Genomic DNA, 20,146 nt, shown 5'->3' on the forward strand with positions numbered 1-20,146 from the left:
TAGAGTTTTTGGTAAAGATAAAAAAAATTGAATGGTTAAGGTGTTGCCAATGTTTAAGCGAAAATCAGAAAATAAACAGTCTGAAGATAAGAAACCGCATAGTTTAAATGTGGACGATCTTAAATCAGAATTACAAACTGAGATAGGTGATTGTTCAGACCTGAATTTTCGGACATTAAAAAAGAACGGGAAAAAGATAGTATTTTGCTTTATAAGCAGCCTTATTGATAAAACAAGCTTTGATGAATTTGCATTAATACCCGTTCAACAAAATACACAAGTTGAATGGACCACCGAGAGTCTTGCCCAAATATTGCCGATTGCAGAAATCTTTGCAGCCAATCAATTAAAAGAAATCGTGTCTTCATTAATAGAAGGAAAAGCGTACATTTATGTGGATGGTGAACCGTACGGGATCCTTGCAAATTTTGGGAAGACTGTTGAAAGATCCCTTGAAAAGGCAGAAACCGAGTCGCTTGTGTACGGTCCAAAGATTTCCTTTACAGAATCCCTAATAGGAAATTTAAATATTATCAGGAGTAATTTGAAAGACCCACAATTGTGCATGGAGGATATCACGATCGGAAAAAGGGTGAAAACACCTGGAAAGCTTGTATACATTAAAGATATCGCTGATGAAAATAATGTAAATACGTTTAGGCAAAGAATATCGGAGTTAGAGTACGACTATATTCCGGATACAACGGTACTTGGCCAGTTAATAGAGGATAATAGTTGGACGATATTCCCGCAAATCATGTCAACTGAACTACCAGATCGAATCACCCTTTCCTTAATGAGGGGGAGGGTTGCCGTAATGATGGATCGTTCTCCGTCTGCTATTTATGGACCGACACCATTCCTAAGCTTCTTTGAATCAACCGAAGATGTTTACATGCGTTGGAATATGGGTTTTTTCTTAAGAATGCTTCGAATTATTTCTATTTTTTTATCAATATTATTGACCCCGGCCTATGTGGCTGTATTGACTTATCATTATGAGGTCATTCCATCTGCGCTGCTAATTTCTCTTGGTCAATCGAGGGCAAATGTTCCGTTCCCACCAGTACTAGAAGCCCTTCTTTTAGAATTTGTTATCGAACTTTTAAGAGAAGCTGGGGCAAGGCTGCCAACCAAAGTAGGTCAAACAATGGGTATTGTTGGTGGTATTGTAATTGGTCAGGCAGCGGTACAAGCAGGGTTTACAAGTAATATTTTAATAATCATCATCGCACTTAGTGCGCTAGGGTCCTTTACTTCACCAAGCTATATAATGGGTACCGCCGTTCGGATGATTCGTTTTCCAATTATCGTTTTAGCAGGTATATGGGGGGGAATTGGAATTATGCTATCATTTTGTTTTATTCTCATTCACCTTTTAAGATTAACTACAATTGGGGGACCCTATCTCATGCCAGTCTATCCCTTTAGGTGGAGGGACTTAGGATACAGTATTATTAAATTTCCTGCTCAATTCTTATCTCACAGGCCAATAACGAACCGTCCCGTTGACAATGACCTTTTTCCAAAACAAAAAGGTGTTGAAAAAAAGGATGTAGATGAATAGGAGCGGTCAGGATGAAAGTGAATTTGCAGCCAAAGGAAGGATTATTGATTAATGCATTCCTTATCATGTTTTTTATACATGCTTCGCAAACTGGCGTAGGAATTGTGGGATTACCGAGGATTGTGTACTTAGCGGCCAAACATGATGCATGGATATCTGTATTTCTCGGTGGAATCTTATCTGCTGTTGTCTTAGCAATGATGGTTTTAATGCTAAAAAAATATGATAGCGCTGATTTATATGGAATCCAAGTAGATATTTTTGGCAAGTGGCTTGGGAATGCGATGAACATTTTTTATATGATCTACATGAGCTTAAGTTTTTTTGTCATCCACATGAATTATATTGAAATTGTTCAAGTATGGATTTTTCCTGACTTACCAACATGGCAACTCTCTCTTGCGCTAATCCTTTTAACAATTTATGCCGTTAATGGCGGCATTCGTATTATTGTCGGAGTGGCTTTTATTTCTGTAATTGGGACTGTTTGGATGATCTTTATCCTTATCGTGCCGATGCAGTATGCAGACCCTAAGAATCTGCTTCCTCTTTTAAATACAGATTTGAGACATATTATAAATGGTGTGTTTAAAACATCCTTTTCACTAATGGGCTTTGAACTGCTTATGTTTTTATATCCATATGTTAAGGATAAAAAAAAGATTTTTCTGTATTCACAAATTGGAAATTTATACACGACTATTCTCTTTACTTCGATTACAATGGTGTGTATTACCTTCTTTGCGGAAAATGGGTTGGCGCGGACCATTTGGCCTGTTTTATCGATGTTTAAAATCGTTCGGTTACCAAACTTAGAACGGTTTGAATTTATTGCCGTTTCATTTTGGATGTTAGTCATTTTGCCAAACATGTGCAGTTATTTATGGGCTGCATCAAAGGGCTTTAGTCGGATCATAAATTGGAAACAAAAGAAGGGAATTTGGATTATTGGTATCCTTGTTTGGGGGGGGTCATTTTTTATTAAAGCAAGGTATCAAATGAATGAACTGACTGATTTTGTATCTCATCTTGGCTTTTTATCTGCCTTCTGCTATCCTATACTCCTTTCATTGTTGGTTTTGGTGAAAAAGTGGTTCTTAAGGAGGAAGAAAACAAATGCGGAAGCATCATAAAAGCAGAACAATCCTTCTCTTGGTTTGTTCCATGACGATGGTCATCAGCGCGGGTTGTGTTCAGCAAAAGCCTCTTGAAAAATTAGGTCTTATTACAACATCGGGATTCGATATGGAAGGGAAAAATCAAATAAAAGGCACCGTAGTCGTACAAAAATTTGATCCAATGACCACCCAATCTGCCACAAAAGTAATTACATCTGTGGCAAAAACAAGCAAAGGATTAAGACAACAACAAAATCTTCAATCCAATCAGAAACTCGTTTCTGGTCAGCTTCGTTCGGTTGTCTACAGTAGAGATCTTGCTAAAAAAGGGATTATTCAGCTCGTAGATACATTAAATCGAGATGCTGCCATCGGTAATATGGTTTATTTGACCATTGCAGACCAATCAGCAGCTGAAATATTGCAAATTGAAAATAGTAAAGAAAATCTAAATCTTGGGACATATATGTACAATTTAATTAAACAAAATGTGGAGGGGGAACAAATTATCTCCCCGACCCTGCATGAGTTTAACCATAATTATTATGATATTGGGAAGGACCCTATTCTCCCAATCCTTAAAGTAAAGGATAAAGATGTTATTATTTCTGGGGTGGGTCTTTTTAAAGGTGACCGTTTAGTTGATGAATTAAGGCAAGGGGATCTTTTTTATTTGAAAGTATTAATTGATAAATATAAAGCTGGTACAAAAGAAATGGGGTATAAGACAGATCAATTAAAAAAAATCATTATAAAAAACGAAAATTACACTAAAAAACCAATATTCAGTAAAATATATGTCAGCATTGATAACATTCGAAGTAAGACTAAAATTGAAATAGTCGATAAAAAAAACCTCCGTTTTAGAGTGGATGTAGACCTAGATTCAAGGGTATTAGAAATGACCGAAGCCCTAGATTTAGGTAAACCGACTTCGGTAAAGTTTCTTGAAAAAAAGTTAGATGAGTCGATGAAAAAAAAAATAGAAAGTTTACTTCTTCGTTTTAAGAAGTTAGAAATTGACCCGATCGGTCTTGGAAATGAATACGAAGCCCACTTGAGGGGGAAAACGATCACGCAGGAGGAGTGGGACCGAAAGTATAAGGATGTTACCTTTGATGTCCATGTAAAGAATACGATTGAACGAACAGGTGTAATCGATTAACAAACCAATTCCTTTCTTCTTTTTCAAATCTTTGTTAAACTATTCACGATATGGAATAGAAAAAAGGTTGCAGGTGATGGTATGAAAGCTCGGTTTTTAGTAGTGGTCTTAGTTCTTACTACACTCATTATGTCGGCGTGTGGACAAAAAGAAATAGAAAATGCCGTCGACTGGCCAATTAAGGACTTTACAGCTACAAATCAAGACAATAAATCCTTTGGATTAAAGGATTTAAAGGGTAAGGTATGGATTTCAGACTTTATTTTTACAAGCTGTGCAGATGTTTGTCCGCCGATGACTTCTAACTTGACAAAATTACAAAAAATGGTCAAGGATGAAGGCTTGAAGAATGTTGAATTGGTCTCCTTCAGTGTCGATCCAGTTGTCGATACCCCTGAAGTATTAACCCGTTATGGGGAACAATTCCAAGTGGATTTTAAAAATTGGACCTTTGTGACTGGATACTCGCAGGAGTTTATTGAAAACTTCGCCCTGAAATATTATAAAGCACTTGTCAAAAAACCTGTCGAGGGTAATCAAGTGATTCATGGGACCTCTCTATATTTAGTAGACCAAGAAGGACATATTAAAAAATCCTATGATGGTTACAAGGATGTTCCCTTTGATGAAATAATTCATGATATGAAAGCATTGCAATAGACCTTCGGACAGGTCTATTTTTTTTGGCAGGAATAGGATATAGTACATATTGTTTTGAATGATTCACGCCGTGTTATAATAATTATAATTTAGAAGGCAGGTGAATTTAAGATGAAAAAGCTCTTTCCCCTTCTAATTCTTACGGTATTATTCCTATGTTCATGTAATAAAGTTGACCAATGGGCGTTACATTCTGAAAAGAAAACAGCAGCACAGGCATTTGCACAAGTTCCCGCTGACTTCGTCCCCCGCAAATTAACAGTTTTATCAGCAGGCGATTCACTTACCAAAGGGGTAGGCGATAGTACAAACAAAGGCGGCTACTTGCCATATTTAGAAACAATGCTTGAAAAAGAAAAAGGTATAAAAAAAGTTGATTTCTATAATTATGGCGTAAAAGGTAATCGGACAACTCAACTTTTAAAACGATTGAAAACGCCAGAAATGAAAGCTGTGATACAAAAGGCAGATCTTGTTATTCTAACGATAGGTGGAAACGACATAATGAAAGTCGTCAAGGATAATATTGAAAACCTTCAACTTTCCACGTTTACCACCGAAAAAGAATCCTATCGAACTCATTTAACGCAAATTATCGAGGCTATCATTGGGGAAAATCCCCATACTCAGGTTGTATTAGTGGGGTTATATAATCCATTTTCTAAATGGTTTTCAGAAATTAAAGAGTTGGATGAGATTGTTGCTGATTGGAATAAGGCTGGTCAAAGGGTGGTTGCTAATTACCCCAATGCCTATTTTGTCTCGATAGAAGACATGTTTTTAAATTCTAACGAAAATTTATTATATACAGATAATTTTCATCCAAATGACAAAGGCTATGAGTTGATTGCGCAAAGGTTGAACAAGACATTAGAAGAACAAGTATTACCTGAATTGGACAAAACGCCATATATGGTCAATACAGAGGAGAATTAGATGAAAAACAAATGGAAAATCGGATTCCTGCTGTTGATAGGAATCAACCTTTTGTTCGCTATTGTTATGTTGTCGCTGGTCATGTTTCCGTCGGATGGCCGGCAAACGAGCAAATGGAATGTGCCAATGGGTGAACATGTTTCATTCCATGTTAATTCAAATAAGAATGATTTAAATAAACTCATCAATCATTATTTAAAGGAAGAGGCCGCTGATTCACCGATTGATTATCGAATCATTTTGGGAGATGAGGTTGAATTATATGGTACCTTGCCCTTCTTTAGTGAGGAATTGAATATGAGGTTAACCTTCGAGCCTAAGGCACTTGAAAATGGTGATTTGGTTTTAAATCAGAAATCAATGACAATCGGCAGTTTACATCTCCCCATTTCGTACGTCCTAAATTTTATTAGCAAAAATTATAAGATTCCAAAGGGAGTCGACATAAGACCTAAAGATAAACTTATTTATGTTAATATGCAACAGTTAAAACAAAAAAGTGATATAAGAATAAAGGCAGATAAATTTGATTTAAAGAAGGATGATATTGCCTTTACGATTTTAGTACCAGTAAAATAGGCGCCTCATCATTAGGAGGCACCTGTTTTTTATTCCCTAATAGTGATGAATTGGAATTCTGGTTGACCATTGGCTAAGCCAATAAAGACAATTGTGTAGCTTTCATTTGCCATAAATTGAACCCTCGGCAGGGGTAGAAGTACGGTCTTACTGCCAGTTTCCCTTGCTTCCAAATCGACTGTCATCGGTGTTAACCCCAAATATTCGGTTGCCTGCTTATAAGAAACATTTGGGAAAATCACATCTCGGTCTTTGACTGCAATATCTAGTGGCGAAGTATCTGGTGATAAGTGGATAAAGCGAACCTTCGATTCATTTCTTGGTACTGTTGGTTGATTCTGATACACGAGCAGGCGTAATTTCTTAACAGAGTCAATTGCAGCAAGTGTATAGGATTTTCCAGGTTCAACAGTAATCGTTTTATTTAAAACACTGTCCACCATGTTGCCCGTTCGGTAAATGTCAATATGATGTTTTCCAGCAGGTAATGACAGAATCATACTTACCTTTTTAAATGGTAAGTCTCTTATCACTCGTTTCCCGTCTATATAAATATCAATGTTCGGGGAATCTGGGGAGGTGTGAAGGAAACGCACCTTCGCTTCTAATTGTATTGGTTGGGAATTGGTACGCATGAAGTTCATCGCTTTATTCATGTATTTTATATGTTTTAAATAATACTGCATGTGTAAGTTTGGAAATGAGTATTTATAAAATTGAGCTAACAATTCATACATCGCCGCTTTTTGAAGATAATCGGAATGAGTTCTTTTCTCGGACATTTTATCAACTCCTATCTAATGGATTACACCATAATTTATTCAAGCTTAAATAGGTAGGTGTCTAACTTATATCGCAGTAATTTGGAAATTTTTCATTTTTTATTTACAAATGGGAATATTACACATATACTGATAACAAATATGTTTGAAAGTGGGTGAAGTGCAATGGCAATTGAATCGATGAGTCCAAACCGTAATTTGAATATTGTTGTTTGCACAGCCCAAAGATTTTCCTGTTAGGGACCCTTTATTCCATAATGCGAATAAAACCATGGGCTGTGTGTGCCTATGGTTTTTTATTATGAAAAAATAATGATTCGCTGGAGGAATAAAGATGAATTTAGCAGCAATGGGTTTAACTGAAACTGTAAAAAATGATTTTCATAAATTAAATACAAATGATGAGATGATTCTTGGCCGTGTGGCACTCGAGCACAAACGAATGTATAGGGTGTGGACAGAAAAGGGTGAATTATTATGTGAGGTATCGGGCAGGTTTAGCTTCAATGCCCTTAACAGAGAGGACTTCCCAGCTGTAGGTGATTGGGTTGCTCTAATGCCGAGGAGTAACGAAGGAAAAGGCACCATTTTGGCCATCATGCCGCGAAAAAGTAAGTTTTCGAGAAAATCAGCTGGTCTTACCGCACAAGAGCAAATCATTGCGACCAATATCGACACTGTCTTTCTCATAAATTCACTGAATGAAGATTTGAATCTAAGAAGAATCGAACGCTACCTTTTGCTTGCTTGGGAAAGTGGGGCAAACCCAGTTATTGTTTTAAGTAAGGCAGACCTTTGTCAGGATCTCGATAATATGCTGGCTGAGGTTGAAGCGATTAGCCTTGGTGGAGTTCCAGTTATTGCAGTTAGTGCCGAAACGATGACTGGCTTTGAGGAACTAGAGCCTTTCTTGAAGCCAGGAAAAACAATTGCCTTGCTTGGTTCTTCAGGGGTTGGGAAATCGACTTTAACGAATCGTCTCTTAGGAGAGGAGAAACAGCTAGTTCAGGATATTCGAATGGCAGATGATAAAGGGCGTCATACAACTACCCACCGTGAACTAATCCTTCTCCCGAATGGCAGTGTTTTGATTGATACCCCAGGAATGAGGGAACTGCAGCTTTGGGAAAGCTCAGACGGTTTAACAGAGACCTTTTCAGAAATTGAAGAATTAGCTACCCAGTGTCGCTACCGAGATTGTCAGCATAAGAATGAGCCCGGCTGTGCTGTGGTGAAGGCAATTGAAGAAGGATTGATTGTGGCTGAGCGGCTGACAAGCTACAACAAGTTGCAAAAGGAGTTGGCGTTTATCGAAAGGAAAGCTGATAAACGTGCACAAGCAGAAGTTAAAAAACAATGGAAAAATATAAACAAACAGATGAAGCAGCGAAAGAGCTATTAAAATAGGAAAGGCTGAACAAGTTAGGTCGATGTCGACCGTGACTTGTTTAGCCTTTTATTATTGTCTAGCTCCAGGCCCAGCGTTTAGAGGACTCCCCCCTTCTTTCAGTCAGGAGATTTTGTTTTTCCTAAAACATTCTGTATACTCATACTCAAAGTGAAATAAAGTTAAAGGGGTGTGGGAACTTGGAAAAAACAAATCAAGTTGCAACGTTTGCCGGAGGCTGTTTTTGGTGTATGGTGAAACCATTTGATGAACAGCCCGGAATTAAAAGTGTTACTTCAGGCTATACAGGGGGAACCGTAGAAAACCCGACATATCAACAAGTTTGTACGGATACTACCGGCCATTTTGAAGCAGTCCAAATCACCTATGATCCAGAGATTTTTCCTTATGAAAAACTCTTGGGGTTATTTTGGCAGCAAATTGACCCTACCGACCCGGGCGGCCAATTCCATGATCGAGGACAATCGTATCAAACGGCAATTTTCTATCATGATGACACACAAAAAAGGCTTGCCGAACAATCCAAGCAAGAACTACAAGAAAGCGGCCGCTTCAGCAAACCGATTGTCACACCAATCTTGCCAGCACAGACCTTTTATCCGGCTGAAGAATATCATCAACAGTACTATAAGAAAAATCGGGCCCATTATGAATCTTATCAAGTAGGCTCGGGCCGCGCCGGCTTTATTCAAAGTCATTGGGGGGAGAAAAATGAAAAATAAGGATGTAGAACATCTAAAAAAGGAATTAACACCGATCCAGTATGAAGTCACACAAAATAATGGCACAGAACCTCCGTTTCGAAATGAATATTGGAATGAAACGAGAGAGGGGATTTATGTAGATCTTGTTTCTGGGAAGCCGCTGTTTAGTTCGTTGGATAAATTTGATGCCGGCTGCGGCTGGCCGAGCTTCACTAAACCGATTCAAGACGAAGAAGTGATTGAAAAAGCTGATTTCAGTCATTATATGACTCGGACAGAAGTAAGGAGTAAATCCGCCGATTCCCATTTAGGTCACGTCTTTAATGACGGACCAGACCCAACTGGATTGCGTTATTGTATCAACTCTGCTGCGTTACGATTTATTCCTATAGATAAACTTGAAGAAGAAGGATATGGGGAATACACGAAACTTTTCGGAGCAAAATAAAAAGCCGCGATTGCGGCTTTTTTATTTTACCTTTTGTTTTGAGCTTGAAGTCATTCCGCCCGATAAGACAAATTTCATTGCTTCCTCGGGTTTGACGTCGATAATTTTTACTTGTTCCTTTGGTATTAGAAAGGTAAACCCGGCCACTTGGAATGTTTGCGGGATATAGACAGCCACATGGTCCTTTAGAGGAGAATAAAATTCCTCTAATTGTTCAGAAGTAATAAACCCCAGGCTGCGCATTTCTGTTCCTGGGATAACAACCAGGGCGACCTTAGAGAAAGATTTTTTCTCGCCAAGAAAGGATTGGACGGTGTCTTTAATAACAGAATAGATGGTTTTGACAACTGGAATCTTGTCTAGAAGAATATCGATCAAGCGGATGATTTTCCCCGATATATATTTCGTAGATAGCCAGCCTAAAACAGTAATTAAAATGATGGTTGTTAGTAAGCCAATCCCAGGGATGTAATCTTCCTTTAAATAAGGCTTCAGTGTGTTTCCGAGTAAACCGTCTAAGAATAGAAACGTTTTGTAAATGACATAGATCACAAGGATGATTGGAACAATTGTTAAAATACCGTTAATAAAGTTTTTCAAAATGGATTTCATCGTTTCACCTACAATTTTTATCATTGTATTTCATAATATAGGCGAATGCACATACGGGTCAAGTACCTACTACATAAAGTAACAGTGTTAAGAAACAATTTCGTGAGGAGTGAAGTGTATGTATTACGGGCATGGTGGTTGTGGTTACCCTGCATACCCTGTAGGAGGTTGCGGTTACCCTGTAGGAGGTTGCGGAATCGGCAGTGGATTTGCGTTAATTGTCGTCCTGTTTATTTTATTAATCATTATCGGGGCAAGCTGGGGCTATTAAATTATGAAATAAAGGCTGACTCAAAACGAGTCAGCCATTTCCTTTTTATATAATTTTCTGACAAACGAGCGAAATCCGAACGATGGAATATTTTTTTAAAAAATAGTTCGTATTTATTGTTGACGGAACAAAATTAGTCTGATATATTTACAAATGTTGAGTAAAATGACTTTGGAGGTAATTGGACAATGGATACGAGATATGATGTGATAGTAGTGGGTGCTGGCCCTGCAGGGATATTTGCCTGCTATGAACTGACACTAAAAATGCCGAACGCAAAGGTTCTATTAGTGGATAAAGGACATGATATTTATCGGAGAAATTGCCCGATTTTACAAAAGAAAATTGAGAAATGTCCACCGGCAGCTGGGAGAAAAGAATTTGCTGGGTGTCTTCCGGCATGTTCGATTACTAATGGTTTTGGTGGAGCAGGTGCTTATTCGGACGGAAAGTTTAATATCACAAGTGAATTTGGCGGCTGGATGACAGATTATCTTCCGGATTCTCAGGTAGTTGAGTTAATTCGTTATGTTGATGAAATCAACTTACAGCATGGTGCAACCACGAGCATTACTGACCCATTAACAGATGAAGTAAAAAACATCGAACGCCGCGGTTATGCTGCTGGATTAAAGTTGTTACGTGCACAGGTACGCCATCTAGGGACTGAACAAAATCTTGAAATCATGAAAAGTATCTACGAATACTTAAAGACAAAGATTAAAATGTCTTATAAAACAGAAGTTGTGGATTTAATAACTGAAAAAACAACAGATGGGCTTGTGGTGAAAGGAATTAATCTAAAAGGGGACCAAAATATTTATGCGGATAAGGTGGTCATTACACCAGGCCGAGATGGCTCTAAATGGCTTTCTGGTATCTTAAAATCGCGCAGATTACGCATGATAAGTAACCAAGTAGATATTGGTGTTCGTGTTGAAACATCCAATATTGTCATGCAGGAAATCAATGAGCATTTGTATGAAGGGAAATTTATTTTTAATACATCTGTTGGGACAACTGTACGAACATTTTGCAGTAACCCATCTGGGCATGTGGTGGTTGAAAATCATTCCGGGATTATGCTTGCCAACGGACATGCCTACAAAGATCCGAAACTTGGCAGTCCGAACACAAACTTTGCCCTACTTGTTTCCCATACGTTTTCAGATCCATTTGATAAGCCGAATGAATATGCACATGAAATTTCCCGCTTAGCAAACAGCCTTTCAAATGGCGGACTAATCGTCCAAAAATACGGAGATATTTTAAAGGGTAGAAGATCTACTGCAAAAAGGATTAAGGAAGGTTTCCTTGAGCCGACATTAAAAGAGGCTGTCCCCGGTGATCTTGGGTTAGTTCTTCCGTATAATACGTTAAAAAGCTTAATAGAAATGACCGAGGCGTTGAATCAGGTGACACCAGGACTTGCTTCAGAGCATACCTTGTTTTACGGTGTTGAGGCTAAGTTCTATTCGGCCCGACCACGCTTAAACGACCGTTTTGAATCGGAAATCAGCGGACTTTATGTCGGTGGCGATGGAGCGGGGATTACCCGTGGTCTTGCACAAGCAAGTGCATGCGGCGTCTGGATTGCTCGGGACATTATAAAAAAGGCAAAAACTGAACGAACACAGGAAACCATTCTTGTCTAACCCGCAAATTTTTGCGGGTTATTTTTTTGGGAGTGGCGAAATTTGCAAATACTTTTTAAATTTGTCCGCATGAAGGCCCCATGAGGACAAGAATGGTCCGATACATCGGAAATTTGTCCGCATGAAGGCCCCATGAGGACAAGAATGGTCCGATACATCGGAAATTTGTCCGCATGAAGGCCTCATAAGGACAAGAAAGGCCTAATTCTTCAGAAAGCATCCGCATGAACTGCATCATGAGGGGAATTTTTACTCCTCCACTTAATGCCTTACCCAATCGTTACTTTTTCTTTCGGATAGTTGAACTTTTCCTTGCTGCCTTTGCCTCTTAAGATAAGTAAACAGGTAACAATGCCTACTCTTCCAATAAACATCAGGATAATGATGAGTATTTGTCCAAAGGTAGTAAGTCTTGGTGTTAAACCCAACGATAATCCATTGGTGCCAAAAGCAGAAGATACTTCGAAAATAACCTCTATCACAGTGCCATGTTCAGTAATCGATAGGATTAAAATGGAGAACAAACATAAAAATGCTCCGGTCGCGATCACGATAAATGATTTAAGGACATCCTCACTTAGCAGTTCACGTCTAAAGATTTTGATCGAGCTTTTTCCCCGTGCGTAAAATATGATCGCTAAAATAACAATGGCAAACGTGGTGGTTCGTATGCCCCCGCTCGCACTACTCGGTGAACCGCCAATAAACATTAATATCGACAGGAAAAGTTGGTTACTCGGAGTAAAATCATTGATATCCATTGTTGCTAATCCAGCACTTTTAGTTGTTACGGAATTAAATAAAGAGTAGAAAAAGGATTCATGCCAATTTTTATCAGAAAAAAAGTGTTGACTATCAAAACAGTAAATCAAAAATGCACCTGCTATGGTAAGGAGGACAAACGTTATAGTGGTTAACTTAGTATATAAGGTGAAATGAAATTTCTTCCTTCTATTTAGGCTTAAAAAGAATTCAAAAACCTCAACCATCACGGGAAAGCCAATTGCCCCAACAATCATCAACAAAATTATTATCGTCTGAACAAAATAATCCTCACTATAGGGACTGAGTGACGCATCCGTCAGATCGAATCCCGCATTGGTAGTGGCGCTGATGGATGAAAAAAATCCATGTTTAAAAGCAGACAATGGGCTTTCGAAATAGTTTAAAAAGCGAATACCTAAGATAATTCCCCCCACAAATTCAAACGAAATAAAGATAATCAGGATCCGTTTTGCCAGCTGGACCAAACCAGCTAGGTTGGATTGATTTTGATCAATCATAATCAGTTGTCTTTCTTTTAAGCCTACTTTTTTACCCAGCATAATCCATAGGAATGTACTTAAGGACATAACGCCTAAGCCTCCCAATTGCAGAATTAAGCATAAGAGAAAGATTCCAAAATTACTAAAGGTATCCTTAATTGAAATGACACTTAAACCGGTTACACTGATTGCACTAGCGGAGGTAAACATCGTATCAATAAAACTTAGTGAAACATTTGGACGGTGAGCCATTGGGATTTTTAATAAAAGAGTAGAAACGATTAATGCGGATAAATAAAAAATTACGATTAATTGAATGGTTGAAATATCTTTCGTTTTTAACTTTATTTTTTTTATTGTACTCATAGGATCCTTTCCTTCTATAACTCTAAAAGTAATTTTATATTAATCATCTTGAAAAGTAAAAGTTCATACAATTTCTATAAGGCCTGCCTAATTTAATAAGGAAGTGTTTCCATATGGATCATTCGTTTCTAATAAAACCAATACTCGATGACACTTACCCTGTGATTGACTACGGCATAGGAATTTATTTATTTGATATGGATGGAAAAAGGTATTTAGATGCTGCTTCCGGCGCTGTAACTGCCAATATTGGTCATGGTGTAACAGAGATTATTGAAGCAATGAATGAACAAGCAAAAAAAGTTTCGTTTGTGTATCGATCACAATTTACGAGTGAAGCAGCTGAAAACTTAGCGAAAAAAATTACAAATATGCTTTCAGGAGATCTCAATTGGTGTTTTTTCGTTAACAGCGGTTCTGAAGCAACTGAAACGGCCATGAAAATGGCGATTCAATATTGGCAGGAAAAGGGTGTTCAAACGAAAACCAAGGTTTTATCAAGATGGGTAAGCTACCACGGGATTACCCTAGGTGCTCTTTCGATGTCAGGTCATACAGGGAGGAGAGCAAGATTTGTTCCACTTTTAGAGGATTTCCCTGTCATTAATCCCCCGTATTGCTACCGTTGCCCTTATAACCTCGAGGCACCTAACTGTGGCTATTTATGTGCCCATGAGTTAGAAACAGCTGTTAAGCGGATTGGCGCCGAACAAATCGCCGCTTTTATCGCAGAACCCGTCATCGGAGCTGCAGGCGGAGCAATTGCGCCGCCAAAAGATTACTACAAGATCATAAAGAAAATCTGTGAGGATTATGACATTCTTTTTATCGCTGATGAAGTCATGACTGGCTGTGGCAGGACTGGCACAATGCTTGCGAGTGAACAGTGGGGAATCAATCCTGATATTGTCGCATTAGGAAAAGGGATGGGTGCAGGCTACGCACCGATTGCAGCTGCTGTTGCAACCGAAAAAGTCATCGAGCCGATAATGGCAGGAACAAAGGTGGTCATGAGCGGCCATACCTTAAGTGCCAATCCACAGGCTTGTGCAACTGCCTTAGCTGTTCTCGAATATTTAGAACAAAACAATATTATTCAAGAGGTTGAAAGTAAGGGTGCCTATTTAAGAGCACAACTTGAAGGATTAAAACCACTTTTCACGTTTATTGGTGATATCCGAGGCAAAGGGCTATTACTGGGAATAGAGTTTGTCCAACAAGTGGAATCCAAAACACCCTACCCTAGAAACGCCCAGATCACACAAAGGATTGTAGCTCTTGCAAAGGAAAAAGGACTGCTTGTATATCCAGCTGGTGCTGGCATTGATGGGATAAACGGAGACTCTATTATTATTTCTCCTCCACTTACTATCACTCAAAAAGAAATGGAGGAATTGGTCCACTTATTAAAAAAAACATTTGAAGATTTTTCTAACCAACTGAATGTAGGGGAAGGGGTGATGTAAATGGAAAATCCATTCAGAAAAATTACAACCTTAGCAGCTGTTATGGAATATTTTCATGACGGAATGACATTGATGTTTGGCGGGTTTGGCGGGGTCGGCTCTCCGCCGGCATTAATCGATGGTATTCTTGAAAAAGGAGTTCGTAATATTACTTTAATTGGGAACGACACGGGATTCCCGCAAATTGGCATAGGGAAATTAGTCAGTCAACAAAGGGCAGCGAAAGTAATTGCTTCTCATATTGGCTCCAATCCCTTTGCTGGCCAGTTCATGCATGAGGGAAAGCTGGAGGTAGAGTTTTCACCGCAGGGAATATTAGCAGAAAGAATACGCGCGGGCGGTGTTGGCCTGCCAGCGATATTGTCAGATATCGGTACGGACAATGAAATGGTTACGAAAAACAAACCATTTTTTACTCTAGGAGATAAGAAGTTTCTTGTTGAAACAGCTTTAACGGCTGAGGTGTCGATTGTTTATGCGAAAAAGGCAGATGAGTATGGGAATTTAATTTATGACAAAAGTGCCCGCAATACAAATCCGCTCGTTGCTATGGCAGGGGATATCACGATAGCAGAAGTAGAGGAAATTGTCCCGCTTGGTAGTCTTGACCCCGATGCCATCATTACACCAGGAGTGTTTGTAGATTATGTCATTCCATCTAAGGGGGTGAATTGGAAATGGGCATGGCAGTAGATATGAGAAATCAAATGGCTAAAAGGGCTGCAGAGGAAATTCAAACAGGAATGGTTGTCAACCTTGGAATTGGGATTCCATCGCTCGTTCCGAACCATCTATCAACCGAGACAAATGTGATGTTTCACGCTGAAAACGGCATTACCGGCATGGGACCTACCCCAGTAAAGGGAGAAGAAGATGAAAACTTATGTAATGCAGGAGGTTTTCCAGTCACGCTAAACAAGGGCGGATCTTATTGTGATAGTGGAATTTCTTTTGGAATGATTCGCCGGGGCAGAGTGGATATAACGATTTTAGGATCGCTAGAGGTCAGTAAAAAGGGCGACCTTGCTAACTGGATTGTCCCAGGAAAGAAGGTTCCAGGGATGGGCGGAGCGATGGAACTTGCTCAAAAAGCTAAGAAAGTCATTGTTGTCATGAATCATTGTGATAAACAAGGTAGACCCAAAATTGTCACATCATGCACGTTACCATTAACATCCTCAGCCTGTGTCGATTTAATTATCACTGATCTAGCTGTTTTCAGTGTATCTGAAGAGGGTTTATTATTAACAGAATTGTTTGCGCCCTACAGTTTAGAAACTGTTGTCAACAAAACCGGGTGTGAATTTAAGATACGAGAAACTGTTCGTATGATTCCGTATTAAGCTGAATCATTTTTAAAAGGAGTGAATCGTTTGGACAATAATGAAATGCGCATAAAACAATGGATAAAAGAGAATCGAGCACGAGGGGCAAGACTTTTACAAATCCTCGTCCGAGAAAACAGCACTCGGGGGAACGAAAGTAGTACCCAGGCGATTATTATTGAAAAATGCCGACAGTTAGGATTAATACTCGATATTTGGGAAATCGGTGGTGATGAATTAAATTCCCACCCTGCTTATTGTTGTGACCGTCAGAACTTCGGCGGGAATCCTAACCTAGTAGCTGTGTTAAAAGGTACAGGCGGCGGCAAATCGATGATTTTAAATGGTCATATTGACGTGGTCCCAGTCGGGGATGAATTAAGCTGGAAACATGACCCATTTAGCGGGACTATTGAGTGTGGCAAGCTTTATGGAAGAGGCGCGACGGATATGAAGGGTGGGAATGCTGCTCTGATAATGGCGATTGAGTCCTTAATTGCAAATGATATTAAACTAAAAGGGGATGTTATTTTTCAAAGTGTCATTGAAGAAGAAAGCGGCGGAGCTGGTACCCTAGCAGCCGTTCTTAGAGGTTACCATGCGGATGGGGCCATTATTCCAGAACCGACCAATTTGAAGATATTCCCGAAGCAGCAGGGCTCAATGTGGTTCAGAATTACCGTGAAAGGCAGAGCAGCCCATGGAGGAACCAGGTATAAAGGTGTAAGCGCAATTGAAAAAGCACTAGTAGTCATTCAAAGATTACAACAGTTAGAGAACGATAGAAATGCTAGGATTACTGATCCTCTCTTTGAAAAAATCCCCATTCCTATTCCAATTAATATTGGAAAGCTTTCAAGCGGCGAATGGCCTTCTTCGGTGCCTGACACCGCAATTATTGAGGGGAGAATGGGAGTTTCTCCGGAAGAAACGATTCCATCAGCACAACTTGAAATGGAAGCTTGCTTGAGAGAAATAAGTGAAAATGATGAGTGGCTCAGGGAAAATCCTCTTAAGATAGAATGGTTTGGCGGCAGGTGGCTGCCAGGAAGTCTTGAAAATGACCATCCATTAATGAATGAATTGACAAAGAGTTTTATAGAAGTAAAGGGTAGTAGTCCTATCATCGAGGCAAGCCCTTGGGGAACAGACGGCGGTATCCTTTCTAATATTGGTAATACTCCCGTGGTCATTTTCGGACCTGGGATAACAGAAACAGCACATGACGCCAATGAGCATATTGTTCTCGAAGATATGTTTATCGCAAGTGAGATTATTGCTCTTACTTTATTAAAATGGTGTGAGGCGGCAGAGTAAACAGATTTTTCCATTTATTGATCAAAAGATTGCTATAATTGATTTATACCGACCTAGTGGGAATGTCTGGCTAATCTAGGCCAGACATTTTTTCGAGAATGCTAGTGAAATTATCATTTACCGATGGGGTGAACTCGATGAATCAAACGGCATCCACTATTTTTCTAGAGGAAAAAAGCTATTTTCTTGAAATATATCTTGATCCATTTAATAAACGTATTCGTGTGGATGATTATCGTGGAAATACAAAATTGCTAATTGAACGAGCGGAAGAGCTCGCAGCAAAGCACAAGGCTGAAAAGTTAATTGTCAAAGTCAGAAGTGAAGACTTTCTTAGTTTCTTGGAAAAGGGTCTTCAGCCAGAAGCTGTTGTTGATCGCTATTTTCTTGGCTCAGATGCCCATTTTTTTTCAAAGTATTACACGCCAGACCGGAAGAAAAATGATCATTGGGTGACCGAAGACGAGATGGTCAACAGTATATATCAATTAGACACGTCCATTCAGAAAGGATATCCACCAAAGGAATATGAATTACGAAAGGTCGACGAGAGCAGTGCTGTGGAACTTGCGGTACTGTACGGGCAAGTGTTTCAAATTTACCCAACCCCTTTGCATAAACCGGAATATATAAAAAAGACCATCAAGGATGGGACCATCTATTACGCTTTTTTCCTTCAAGGAAAAATAGTCAGTGCAGCTTCAGCCGAAGTGAATTCTTTTTATAAAAATGCAGAGTTAACGGATTGTGCAACATTATCTGAACATCGGAAATATGGGCTTATGAAAATTATTCTTCAGGAACTTGAAGCTGAGTTGAAAAGGAAGGGAATCTTTTGTGCCTATTCGATTGCTAGATCGTTATCCTTTGGGATGAATGCAGTTTTATTTCAGCTGGGATATTCGTATCGGGGCAGGCTGATGAATAATTGCTTTATCTATGACAAGCTTGAAAATATGAATATGTGGGTAAAGAATCTGGCAAACTGCTAAAATTTCGGCTTACCGTGCCAATTTTTCGGCACCTTGTTAAATTGGAAGGATGGGCAGGTGAATCAAATGGTTCAGTTAACCGCTTTAACGCAAGAAGTTCTGACAGCCATTCTAAAAGGGATTGATGAAGGAATTCATGTGGTCAATACTGAGGGAAAGACAATTTTTTATAATGCAGTGGCAGCAAAGCACGATGGGATGGAAGTAAAGGAAGTGCAGGGAAAGCATTTAATTGACTCATTTCCCTCCCTAACGGAAGAGTCCAGTACCTTGCTAAAAGTAATAAAAACTGGACATCCAATCTACAATCAAACACAGGTCTATATGAATTTGCATGGGACAAGAATTGATACCATCAATACAACCCTGCCAATCTTTCTCGGGGAAGAAATAATTGGCGCGGTTGAAATAGCGAAAGATTATTCCCGAATGAAACTACTTGCGGAACGACTATTAGATTTACAAAAGGGTTTAAAGAAATACAGTAAAAAGAAGGTAAACAGGCAAGTAAACTATACATTAAACGATCTATTGACGGTTAATCCACCCTTTCAGAGCATCAAAAATGAGGCTAAGAAACTGGCGAAATCGGATTCCCCTATTCTCGTCTACGGTGAGTCTGGAACAGGGAAAGAATTATTTGTTCAAGGAGTGCATCATGAATCCCTTCGTTCATCTGAACCGTTTATTGCTCAAAATTGTGCAGCCATTCCTGAAACACTGTTAGAAAGTATCCTGTTTGGTACGGCTAAAGGCAGCTATACGGGGGCAGTAGACCGTAAAGGGTTATTTGAATTTGCAGATGGCGGAACGCTATTCCTTGATGAATTACATACGATGCCGATAGAACTTCAAGCGAAATTATTACGGGTTTTGGAGGATGGAATGGTAAGAAGAGTGGGAAGTTCGCATAGTGTTTCTGTGGATGTGCGCGTAATTGCAGCCATGAATGTCATTCCAAGCAAGGCCCTTCAAGATCAAACGCTTCGTGCGGACCTTTACTATCGATTAAATGTATTTACCTTTTCACTCATCCCTTTAAGAGAAAGAAAAGAAGATATTCTTTTTTTAGCAGATCATTTTATCAAGGGATTTAATCAAAAACTCTATAAAAATATTAGCGGATATGAGAAGAAACTTGAGCTATTTTTTATGAATTATCCATGGCCTGGTAACGTAAGGGAATTGAAACATACGATTGAATACATGATGAATGTGTGTGAAGAAAAGCAGTTGAAGTATAACGATTTACCAAGCATGTTAAGACATCTTCCAAGCACAACCACAACCACAACCACAACCACAACTAATAATGTCGGAATGGAAAGTCTATCATTAAGGAAAAATATTGAAACATTAGAGAAGGATCTAATTTTGAATGCCCTTGAATTATCTGAAGGGAACATTAACCAAGCAGCGAAGCTCTTAGAGATTCCTAGGCAAACCTTACAATATAAACTGAAAAAAATAATAGACTAAGCTGCCGAGTTTTCGGCGTTTTTTTTTGCAA

The 20,146-nt window shown here is 39.1% G+C and carries 21 protein-coding genes; 17 read left to right on the forward strand and 4 right to left on the reverse strand.

From position 1 onward, the window contains the following. Window positions 1–49 precede the first annotated feature (49 nt). The 6 genes from ACSU6B_RS12770 (at window position 50) to ACSU6B_RS12795 (ending at window position 6,025) form a co-directional block, all read left to right on the forward strand. Window positions 50–1,567: a spore germination protein gene (locus ACSU6B_RS12770; RefSeq protein WP_410885707.1), complete on the forward strand. Its 1,518-nt coding sequence runs from the start codon at window positions 50–52 to the stop codon at window positions 1,565–1,567. A gap of 11 nt (window positions 1,568–1,578) precedes the next feature. After that, the gene (locus ACSU6B_RS12775) at window positions 1,579–2,700 is read left to right on the forward strand and encodes a GerAB/ArcD/ProY family transporter (RefSeq protein ID WP_410885709.1); all 1,122 of its coding nucleotides are present in this window, start codon (window positions 1,579–1,581) and stop codon (window positions 2,698–2,700) included. Beyond that, on the forward strand, window positions 2,684–3,850 hold the full coding sequence (locus tag ACSU6B_RS12780) for a Ger(x)C family spore germination protein (RefSeq protein ID WP_410885711.1): 1,167 nt from the start codon (window positions 2,684–2,686) through the stop codon (window positions 3,848–3,850). The genes ACSU6B_RS12775 and ACSU6B_RS12780 overlap by 17 nt, the downstream gene beginning before the upstream one ends. Before the next feature lie 81 nt (window positions 3,851–3,931). Further along, a complete protein-coding gene (locus ACSU6B_RS12785) occupies window positions 3,932–4,510 on the forward strand; it encodes an SCO family protein (protein ID WP_410885713.1) in 579 nt (192 codons plus the stop codon). A 111-nt stretch (window positions 4,511–4,621) separates the two neighbouring features. Further along, on the forward strand, window positions 4,622–5,446 hold the full coding sequence (locus ACSU6B_RS12790) for an SGNH/GDSL hydrolase family protein (protein ID WP_410885715.1): 825 nt from the start codon (window positions 4,622–4,624) through the stop codon (window positions 5,444–5,446). Then, window positions 5,447–6,025: a YpmS family protein gene (locus ACSU6B_RS12795; RefSeq protein ID WP_410885717.1), complete on the forward strand. Its 579-nt coding sequence runs from the start codon at window positions 5,447–5,449 to the stop codon at window positions 6,023–6,025. A 29-nt stretch (window positions 6,026–6,054) separates the two neighbouring features. On the opposite strand, the gene ACSU6B_RS12800 is transcribed toward ACSU6B_RS12795, so the two are convergent. Next, window positions 6,055–6,807, reverse strand: coding sequence for a DUF4397 domain-containing protein (locus tag ACSU6B_RS12800; RefSeq protein WP_410885719.1), 753 nt, complete (start codon window positions 6,805–6,807; stop codon window positions 6,055–6,057). A 334-nt stretch (window positions 6,808–7,141) separates the two neighbouring features. Between ACSU6B_RS12800 and rsgA the strand changes: the two genes are divergently transcribed. The 3 genes from rsgA (at window position 7,142) to msrB (ending at window position 9,367) form a co-directional block, all read left to right on the forward strand. Further along, window positions 7,142–8,209 (forward strand): ribosome small subunit-dependent GTPase A, encoded by a 1,068-nt coding sequence (rsgA, locus tag ACSU6B_RS12805; RefSeq protein ID WP_410885721.1) that lies wholly within the window; start codon window positions 7,142–7,144, stop codon window positions 8,207–8,209. Between the two features lie 236 nt (window positions 8,210–8,445). After that, window positions 8,446–8,937, forward strand: a complete 492-nt coding sequence (gene msrA / locus ACSU6B_RS12810; protein ID WP_410885931.1) for a peptide-methionine (S)-S-oxide reductase MsrA — start codon at window positions 8,446–8,448, stop codon at window positions 8,935–8,937. Next, window positions 8,927–9,367, forward strand: a complete 441-nt coding sequence (gene msrB, locus ACSU6B_RS12815; RefSeq protein ID WP_215003209.1) for a peptide-methionine (R)-S-oxide reductase MsrB — start codon at window positions 8,927–8,929, stop codon at window positions 9,365–9,367. The genes msrA and msrB overlap by 11 nt, the downstream gene beginning before the upstream one ends. A 21-nt stretch (window positions 9,368–9,388) precedes the next feature. On the opposite strand, the gene ACSU6B_RS12820 is transcribed toward msrB, so the two are convergent. Beyond that, window positions 9,389–9,979, reverse strand: a complete 591-nt coding sequence (locus tag ACSU6B_RS12820) for a DUF502 domain-containing protein (RefSeq protein ID WP_410885724.1) — start codon at window positions 9,977–9,979, stop codon at window positions 9,389–9,391. A gap of 118 nt (window positions 9,980–10,097) precedes the next feature. On the opposite strand from ACSU6B_RS12820, the gene ACSU6B_RS12825 reads away from it, so the two are divergent. Then, the gene (locus ACSU6B_RS12825) at window positions 10,098–10,250 is read left to right on the forward strand and encodes a YjcZ family sporulation protein (RefSeq protein WP_088088682.1); all 153 of its coding nucleotides are present in this window, start codon (window positions 10,098–10,100) and stop codon (window positions 10,248–10,250) included. A gap of 188 nt (window positions 10,251–10,438) precedes the next feature. Beyond that, window positions 10,439–11,905 carry an NAD(P)/FAD-dependent oxidoreductase gene (locus ACSU6B_RS12830; protein WP_410885726.1) on the forward strand — a complete coding sequence of 489 codons (1,467 nt, stop codon included), beginning with the start codon at window positions 10,439–10,441 and terminating at the stop codon, window positions 11,903–11,905. Between the two features lie 55 nt (window positions 11,906–11,960). Here ACSU6B_RS12830 and ACSU6B_RS12835 read toward each other — a convergent pair whose 3' ends face one another. Next, on the reverse strand, window positions 11,961–12,143 hold the full coding sequence (locus ACSU6B_RS12835; protein WP_410885728.1) for a hypothetical protein: 183 nt from the start codon (window positions 12,141–12,143) through the stop codon (window positions 11,961–11,963). A 31-nt stretch (window positions 12,144–12,174) separates the two neighbouring features. Next, window positions 12,175–13,527, reverse strand: coding sequence for a TrkH family potassium uptake protein (locus tag ACSU6B_RS12840; protein WP_410885933.1), 1,353 nt, complete (start codon window positions 13,525–13,527; stop codon window positions 12,175–12,177). Window positions 13,528–13,649: 122 nt separating this feature from the next. Between ACSU6B_RS12840 and ACSU6B_RS12845 the strand changes: the two genes are divergently transcribed. From ACSU6B_RS12845 to ACSU6B_RS12870, 6 genes are all read left to right on the forward strand, one after another. Beyond that, window positions 13,650–15,002: an aspartate aminotransferase family protein gene (locus ACSU6B_RS12845; RefSeq protein ID WP_410885730.1), complete on the forward strand. Its 1,353-nt coding sequence runs from the start codon at window positions 13,650–13,652 to the stop codon at window positions 15,000–15,002. Continuing rightward, window positions 15,003–15,695 (forward strand): CoA transferase subunit A, encoded by a 693-nt coding sequence (locus ACSU6B_RS12850; protein ID WP_088088678.1) that lies wholly within the window; start codon window positions 15,003–15,005, stop codon window positions 15,693–15,695. It begins immediately after the preceding gene. Further along, a complete protein-coding gene (locus ACSU6B_RS12855; RefSeq protein WP_214712531.1) occupies window positions 15,680–16,345 on the forward strand; it encodes a 3-oxoacid CoA-transferase subunit B in 666 nt (221 codons plus the stop codon). The genes ACSU6B_RS12850 and ACSU6B_RS12855 overlap by 16 nt, the downstream gene beginning before the upstream one ends. A 45-nt stretch (window positions 16,346–16,390) precedes the next feature. Further along, the gene (locus ACSU6B_RS12860; RefSeq protein ID WP_410885935.1) at window positions 16,391–17,644 is read left to right on the forward strand and encodes a peptidase; all 1,254 of its coding nucleotides are present in this window, start codon (window positions 16,391–16,393) and stop codon (window positions 17,642–17,644) included. 137 nt (window positions 17,645–17,781) lie between these two features. Then, window positions 17,782–18,636 (forward strand): putative beta-lysine N-acetyltransferase, encoded by an 855-nt coding sequence (gene ablB / locus ACSU6B_RS12865; RefSeq protein WP_410885733.1) that lies wholly within the window; start codon window positions 17,782–17,784, stop codon window positions 18,634–18,636. Between the two features lie 66 nt (window positions 18,637–18,702). Beyond that, window positions 18,703–20,115 (forward strand): sigma-54 interaction domain-containing protein, encoded by a 1,413-nt coding sequence (locus tag ACSU6B_RS12870; RefSeq protein ID WP_410885735.1) that lies wholly within the window; start codon window positions 18,703–18,705, stop codon window positions 20,113–20,115. The last annotated feature ends 31 nt before the right edge of the window (window positions 20,116–20,146 follow it).

This window comes from Neobacillus sp. C211 (assembly GCF_051842875.1).
In the GTDB taxonomy this organism is placed as follows: domain Bacteria; phylum Bacillota; class Bacilli; order Bacillales; family Cytobacillaceae; genus Neobacillus.

Excerpts from the sequence above, each read along its gene's own strand:
- ACSU6B_RS12770 (WP_410885707.1), top strand. The coding sequence starts at position 50 with ATGTTTAAGCGAAAATCAGAAAATAAACAGTCTGAAGATAAGAAACCG.
- ACSU6B_RS12775 (WP_410885709.1), top strand. The coding sequence starts at position 1,579 with ATGAAAGTGAATTTGCAGCCAAAGGAAGGATTATTGATTAATGCATTC.
- ACSU6B_RS12780 (WP_410885711.1), top strand. The coding sequence starts at position 2,684 with ATGCGGAAGCATCATAAAAGCAGAACAATCCTTCTCTTGGTTTGTTCC.
- ACSU6B_RS12785 (WP_410885713.1), top strand. The coding sequence starts at position 3,932 with ATGAAAGCTCGGTTTTTAGTAGTGGTCTTAGTTCTTACTACACTCATT.
- ACSU6B_RS12790 (WP_410885715.1), top strand. The coding sequence starts at position 4,622 with ATGAAAAAGCTCTTTCCCCTTCTAATTCTTACGGTATTATTCCTATGT.
- ACSU6B_RS12795 (WP_410885717.1), top strand. The coding sequence starts at position 5,447 with ATGAAAAACAAATGGAAAATCGGATTCCTGCTGTTGATAGGAATCAAC.
- ACSU6B_RS12800 (WP_410885719.1), bottom strand. The coding sequence starts at position 6,807 with ATGTCCGAGAAAAGAACTCATTCCGATTATCTTCAAAAAGCGGCGATG.
- rsgA (WP_410885721.1), top strand. The coding sequence starts at position 7,142 with ATGAATTTAGCAGCAATGGGTTTAACTGAAACTGTAAAAAATGATTTT.
- msrA (WP_410885931.1), top strand. The coding sequence starts at position 8,446 with ATGGTGAAACCATTTGATGAACAGCCCGGAATTAAAAGTGTTACTTCA.
- msrB (WP_215003209.1), top strand. The coding sequence starts at position 8,927 with ATGAAAAATAAGGATGTAGAACATCTAAAAAAGGAATTAACACCGATC.
- ACSU6B_RS12820 (WP_410885724.1), bottom strand. The coding sequence starts at position 9,979 with ATGAAATCCATTTTGAAAAACTTTATTAACGGTATTTTAACAATTGTT.
- ACSU6B_RS12825 (WP_088088682.1), top strand. The coding sequence starts at position 10,098 with ATGTATTACGGGCATGGTGGTTGTGGTTACCCTGCATACCCTGTAGGA.
- ACSU6B_RS12830 (WP_410885726.1), top strand. The coding sequence starts at position 10,439 with ATGGATACGAGATATGATGTGATAGTAGTGGGTGCTGGCCCTGCAGGG.
- ACSU6B_RS12835 (WP_410885728.1), bottom strand. The coding sequence starts at position 12,143 with ATGATGCAGTTCATGCGGATGCTTTCTGAAGAATTAGGCCTTTCTTGT.
- ACSU6B_RS12845 (WP_410885730.1), top strand. The coding sequence starts at position 13,650 with ATGGATCATTCGTTTCTAATAAAACCAATACTCGATGACACTTACCCT.
- ACSU6B_RS12850 (WP_088088678.1), top strand. The coding sequence starts at position 15,003 with ATGGAAAATCCATTCAGAAAAATTACAACCTTAGCAGCTGTTATGGAA.
- ACSU6B_RS12855 (WP_214712531.1), top strand. The coding sequence starts at position 15,680 with ATGGGCATGGCAGTAGATATGAGAAATCAAATGGCTAAAAGGGCTGCA.
- ACSU6B_RS12860 (WP_410885935.1), top strand. The coding sequence starts at position 16,391 with ATGCGCATAAAACAATGGATAAAAGAGAATCGAGCACGAGGGGCAAGA.
- ablB (WP_410885733.1), top strand. The coding sequence starts at position 17,782 with ATGAATCAAACGGCATCCACTATTTTTCTAGAGGAAAAAAGCTATTTT.
- ACSU6B_RS12870 (WP_410885735.1), top strand. The coding sequence starts at position 18,703 with ATGGTTCAGTTAACCGCTTTAACGCAAGAAGTTCTGACAGCCATTCTA.